At 70.4% G+C, this 5,659-nt stretch carries 6 protein-coding genes; 5 read left to right on the plus strand and 1 reads right to left on the minus strand.

Translation table 11 applies throughout. The annotated features are described in order from the left end of the window. Positions 1-663: 663 nt before the first annotated feature. The 5 genes from AC08OU_RS21990 to AC08OU_RS22010 all read left to right on the plus strand — a co-directional run bounded on the left by AC08OU_RS21990 (position 664) and on the right by AC08OU_RS22010 (position 4,841). Positions 664-1,146 carry a CarD family transcriptional regulator gene (locus AC08OU_RS21990; protein ID WP_476602349.1) on the plus strand — a complete coding sequence of 161 codons (483 nt, stop codon included), beginning with the start codon at positions 664-666 and terminating at the stop codon, positions 1,144-1,146. 242 nt (positions 1,147-1,388) lie between these two features. Beyond that, positions 1,389-2,159, plus strand: coding sequence for a 2-C-methyl-D-erythritol 4-phosphate cytidylyltransferase (gene ispD, locus AC08OU_RS21995; RefSeq protein ID WP_476602351.1), 771 nt, complete (start codon positions 1,389-1,391; stop codon positions 2,157-2,159). Then, complete coding sequence (ispF, locus tag AC08OU_RS22000; RefSeq protein WP_462187282.1) at positions 2,156-2,716, plus strand: 2-C-methyl-D-erythritol 2,4-cyclodiphosphate synthase; 561 nt, start codon at positions 2,156-2,158, stop codon at positions 2,714-2,716. The genes ispD and ispF overlap by 4 nt, the downstream gene beginning before the upstream one ends. Positions 2,717-2,820: 104 nt before the next feature. After that, a complete protein-coding gene (locus AC08OU_RS22005) occupies positions 2,821-3,213 on the plus strand; it encodes a PPOX class F420-dependent oxidoreductase (protein ID WP_462187283.1) in 393 nt (130 codons plus the stop codon). Positions 3,214-3,260: 47 nt separating this feature from the next. Beyond that, on the plus strand, positions 3,261-4,841 hold the full coding sequence (locus AC08OU_RS22010; protein ID WP_476601931.1) for a cysteine--tRNA ligase: 1,581 nt from the start codon (positions 3,261-3,263) through the stop codon (positions 4,839-4,841). A gap of 113 nt (positions 4,842-4,954) precedes the next feature. On the opposite strand, the gene AC08OU_RS22015 is transcribed toward AC08OU_RS22010, so the two are convergent. After that, positions 4,955-5,659, minus strand: a 705-nt coding sequence (locus tag AC08OU_RS22015) for an FHA domain-containing protein (protein WP_476601930.1), incomplete at its 5' end; no start/stop codon positions are given.

Below are 5,659 nucleotides of genomic sequence, written 5' to 3' on the forward strand. Positions count from 1 at the left end.
GGCATCACGTGCGGAGGCTGTGGGCGGTACGAAACCCGTGGATCTGGCCCAGGAGCACGCTCGGGCCGGATTCCGGCGCCGTAGCCGGGCCGGCTGGCCTGGGCGGTTGGTCCGAGCGGCCCCGGACGTGGGCAGCATCACGGCGTGGGGGGAGTCACGACCTGTCGGGCGACCCGGCGGGCGCCGTCCGTTCCATGGCGATAGCCCGTTTCATGGCGGGATGACCGTTGCATGGTCGAGACGACCGTTACATGGTGATGTGGCGCGATGGGTGCTGGTGCGTCGGGATGCGTCGCGGCGGGACCGGGTCGGGTGGGCCCGGGTCCGGCACGGCGTCCCGGCCAGGCCGGGACGCCGTGCCGGCGGGCGGACGGGCCGGCCCCCGCGCCAGGTTCGCCGCGCGGCCGCGCTCAACGTGTAGCCAACATCCGCCGGGTCGTCACCCGTTTTACCTGGTAGGCATCTTCGATGTCGGTGCGCGGCGATCTGGCGGGTGGGTGGGCGGATCTGTGCCCCTGGATGCCCGTCCTCCGGAGCGGGTGGCCGGAAGGCGGCGCCGGGGCCCTCACCTTGGCGTTGCTGGTCTTGGTACCTGCAGCGTACGTCTGACCTGCGGCGATGCGTGCGTGTTACGCTGGTAGAGGCGGAAGGGGCACGTGACACATGGCGTTCCAAGTCGGCGAGACCGTTGTTTACCCGCATCATGGTGCTGCTCTGATTGACGCGATTGAAACTCGCGTCATCAAGGGCGAGGAAAAACTCTATCTCGTGCTGAAGGTCGCTCAGGGCGATCTGACTGTCCGAGTTCCGGCCGACAATGTCGGCATGGTCGGGGTGCGTGACGTCGTCGGGCAGGACGGGCTGGAACGGGTGTTCGAGGTGCTCCGTGCCCCGCACACCGAGGAGCCCACCAACTGGTCGCGACGGTACAAGGCAAATCTTGAGAAGCTCGCCTCCGGCGATGTGAACAAGGTGGCCGAGGTCGTCCGTGACCTGTGGCGACGCGATCGCGAACGCGGTCTTTCCGCGGGCGAGAAGCGAATGTTGAGCAAGGCCCGGCAAATCCTCGTCAGCGAGCTTGCGCTCGCCGAGGGCAGCAACGAGGACAAGGCGGAGGCCATGCTCGACGAGGTTCTCGCCGGATGATCGTGGGCTTGTTGGCGCAGGCGTAATTCGTCCGGCCGACAGGCGATCTATTCGGCACGGCATGATAATCAGGAAAGGCATTCTCTTTCCGGGAGACCGCCGTCCCGAGCGCGTTGCCGACTCAGGTTCCGGCTGAGTGGCGTCGAGACGGTGGTGGGCGGTGTTGCGCCCACCGGCGGCTCGCGCCGAGCCGGCTGGATCGGCCATGCCCTCGTGGCGGATGGCACACGGGAGGTCCTGTGGTGGGCGAAGGTCACCGGTTGCCGGTGGCGAGCCCCCGGGTGGCGGCGATCGTGCCGGCTGCCGGCCGGGGTGAGCGGCTGGGGGGAGGTACTCCCAAGACGCTGCGAGCCCTCGGTGGCAGGCCCATGCTGGTGCGTACGGTGGAATCGTTGCGCCGCTCCAGGCTAGTGACGCAGATCGTTGTCGCGGCGCCACCGACGCTGGTCGATGCCGTGGCCCAGTTGCTCGGCGGGGGCGTGCATGTGATCGCCGGCGGCGCCGAGCGGGTGGATTCGGTCCGCCGCGCCCTGCGGGCCGTGGACGACGACGTCTCCGTGGTACTGGTCCACGACGCCGCCCGGCCGCTGACGCCCCCCGAGCTGGTCGACGCGGTGGCGGCGGCGGTGCTCGACGGGCATCCCGCGGTGATTCCCGTCGTGCCGCTAGCCGACACGGTCAAGGAGGTGGACGCCGACGGGCGGGTGGTGCGTACCCCGCCGCGGGACGGCTTGCGAGCCGTGCAGACCCCGCAGGGATTCCGTCGCGACGTGCTGAGCGCCGCGTATGCGCTCGAGGACATCGCCGTGACCGACGATGCGGGACTGGTGGAGGCTCTGGGAGTGCCGGTGACGACCATTCCCGGCGCGCAGGAGGCATTCAAGGTGACTCGACCGGCGGATCTCGTGCTCGCCGAGGCGCTACTCGTCCGCTGCGACCCCGCGGACGACGCCCGGCCCGCGGAGCCCCAGTTCGCGGGCGCCCGGTCCACGGACGCCTGGAGTGGCGGATGACCGGCGGCCCGCGGCGGGACGAGCCCGTCGTGGATGCCGCGCTTACCAGCCGGCAGGCTCCCGCGTCCAGTTTGGTGAACACGGTGATCCTGCCCCGGGTCGGCGTCGGGGTCGATGTGCATCCGTTCGCCGCCGGCCGGCCGTGCTGGGTGGCCTGCCTGGAATGGCCGGGGGAGACCGGGCTCGCCGGGCACTCCGACGGGGACGTCGCCGCACACGCGGCTTGTGACGCACTTCTCACCGCCTCGTGCCTCGGTGATCTGGGTCGAGTTTTCGGCACGGACCGACCGGAGTACGCGGGTGCGTCGGGCGCGGTCCTGCTGGCCGAGACGGCGCGGCTTCTCGGTGCCGCCGGTTGGGCGATCGGCAACGTCTCGGTCCAGGTCATCGGGAATCGGCCCAGGATGGCCGGGCGTCGCGAGGAGGCGCAGAAGGCGATGTCCGTGGCCTTGGGCGCCTCGGTGAGCCTGTCGGCCACCACCACCGACGGACTCGGCCTCACTGGGCGGGGCGAAGGCTTGGCCGCCATCGCGACCGCGCTCGTCGTCCGCGCCTGACGGCGGGCCTGTCACCGGTGATATGCCGTTTTGTCATTGACTGACCGCGTGCCGGCGCGGAGATGAGAGGGTGAGCCGACCCTGGCCCCTCCCCGAGGAGTCTGATGGCTGACCGCCTTCCAGAGTTGGTGAGGGCCCTTGCCGACGCCCGGACCTACGTCGTTCTGGCGACGATCCAGCCCGACGGCTCGCCGCGGATGACGGTGCTGTGGGTGGACCGCGACGAGGACGAACTGCTGCTGTCCACGGTGCGGGGGCGCGCGAAGGAACGCGACATCGCAAGGGATCCGCGGGTCGGACTGATGTTCCTCGACCAGGGCGATCCCTACGGTTACATCGAGGTCCGCGGGACCGCTACCCTGACCGAGGATGGCGGCCGGGAACTGATCGACCGGCTGTCGGTGAAGTACACCGGAGACGTGTACCGGTGGGATGATCCGGATGAGGCCAGGGTGGTCGTCCGGGTCGTGGCCGACCGGGTACTGACGGTCGGCTGACCCTCCCCTTGGGTCCCGTCGGTCGAGCGGGGCCGTACCCTTGACAGATGGGTCTCCACCTCCACGACACGCGCAGGCGGCGTGTGCGGCCATTCGAGCCGCTACGCCCCGGTCACGTGGGCGTCTACGTGTGTGGGCCCACCGTGCAGGCGGCCCCGCATGTGGGCCACATCCGCACGGCGCTGCCCTTCGATCTGCTGCGCCGGTGGCTGGTGCAGTCCGGCCACTCGGTGACCTTTGTGCAGAACGTCACCGACATCGACGACAAAATCATCATCAACGCGGATCGGGACGGCACCTCGGTCTGGGAGCTCGCCACCCGGCAGACCCGTGCGTTCGACGACGCCTACCGCACTCTCGGGATCCTGCCCCCGACGATCCAGCCGCGTGCCACCGGTCACATCCCCGAGATGATCGCGCTGGTGTCGGCCCTCGTGGAGAGGGGATACGCGTACGCCAGCGGCGGTTCGGTCTGGTTCCGGGTGGGTGCGTTCGTCGACTACGGAGCGATGTCGCACCAGCGACCCGACGCGATGCAACCGTCCGTGGAGGCCGAGCCCGGCAAGGCTGACCCCCGCGACTTCGCGTTGTGGAAGGCAGCCAGGCCCGGCGAACCGTTTTGGTCGTCCCCCTGGGGTGACGGCCGGCCGGGCTGGCATCTGGAATGCTCTGCGATGGCCGGAAAATACCTCGGCCCGGTCTTCGACATCCACGGCGGCGGACTCGACCTGATTTTCCCGCACCACGAGAACGAACGTGCCCAGACGGTCTGCGCCGCCACGGCCCGCCCGGTGTCGAACGCGGCTTCGGCCGATTCGCCCGGCCCCGGTGGTGGCGAGCTCGGTGGTGGCGAGATGGCGCGCTACTGGATGCACGTCGGCCTGCTGACGACCGGCGGGACGAAGATGTCGAAGTCGTTGGGAAATTCCGTCCTGGTGGCCGACGCCCTCGACGAGGTCCGTCCGCAGGTTCTGCGTTATCATCTGCTTTCCGCGCACTACCGGTCCACGCTCGACTACAGCGCCGAGGCGCTGGCGGAATCCACCGCGGCCCACGACCGGGTGGAGACCTTCGTCCGCAACGCGTTGGACATCCTCGGCGGGCCCGGGGAGGCGGCGGCACTGGCAGCCGACGAGGTCGTCTCGTCGTCGACCGCAGGGACGGCGGGGAAGGCCGGGACGCGGCCGACGGTGGCCGGTGCTCGGCCGGTGCCAGTTCCCGGGCTGGGTGGTGAGCCGAGGCTCACCCCGCGGCGGGCCTGGTCCGATTTCACCACCGCTATGGACGACGATCTCGCCGTCGGGCGTGCGCTGGCGGCCCTGTTCGGCGCGGTGAGTCAGGGACACCAGGTGCTGTCGAAGGCTCACAGCCGGGAGTTGGCCGGGTGGGTGGACGTGACCCGGCGGATGCTGAACATCTTCGGTCTCGACCCGCATGAGCAGTGGCCTACCGCAGGTGCCGAGTTCAGGCCGGCGCTGGACGGCGCGATGCAGGTCGTGCTGGATCTGCGGTCCGCGGCCCGGGCCCGGCGGGACTATGCGGAAGCCGACGCCATCCGCTCGAGACTGGCAGCCGCCGGCCTGATCGTGGAGGACACTCCAGAGGGCCAGCGCTGGCATCTGGCCTGAGCCGACCGACCAGGTCTCACCAGGTTGATCAGCGTTGACGCCGTGACGATCAGTTGACTGATCTGATCGGCAGGCCGCCTGCCGCCCCGGACGGCGGCAGGCGACCCGGTAGATCAGCGGGCGCGCAATGTGATGCGCGTCCAGGCGCCCAGGTAGACCCGGTCCCCGTCACGAAGCGGAACGGGCTGGCCGGGCTCGATGGGGTCCGGTTCGTCGTTCAGCCGGGTGCCGTTGGTGGATCCCGGGTCGCGGACTGCGTAACCGCCGTCGGGCAGCAGCTCGAACAGGGCGTGGCTGCGGGAGATTCCCGGGTCCTCCGGCGCTCCGGACAGGTCGATGTCCGGATGGATGCCACGGGACTCGCTGCGCCGCCCCACGAGCATCTGAGAGCCGGCCAGGGCGAAGACCCGACGAGGGTAGAAGGTCGGGAACGGGACCCGGTGGTCGTCGCCGCTGTCGTAGTACTCGCGCTCCGCCTCGACGATGGCTTCCCAGACGGTGCTGCCCGTCGGCGCGCGGTCCCGATCCCAGCCGGCGCCACGCCCGGCGCCGGCCCGTGGGTCGTCGAGGACCGCGTCACGGGAGTCGACGTGGCCGCCGCGGGTGCCGCTGTGCCGCGGGTTGCCGCCCCGGCTCTGGGTGACCCGGTCGATGGATGGCGGGGGTGGAGCGGAGGCGTCCATGCCCAGCGGGTCCGCACCGTAGCCGTACTCGGCGTCGCGTCGGCTCCGGCGGTGCGTGTCCGACTCGCGGTCAAGGTCGCCCCGCGGATCCGGATATCCACCCGGCGTCCGGCTGTCGCGGCCGGTGGGGTAGCC

Source organism: Frankia sp. CcMO1 (assembly GCF_977945845.1).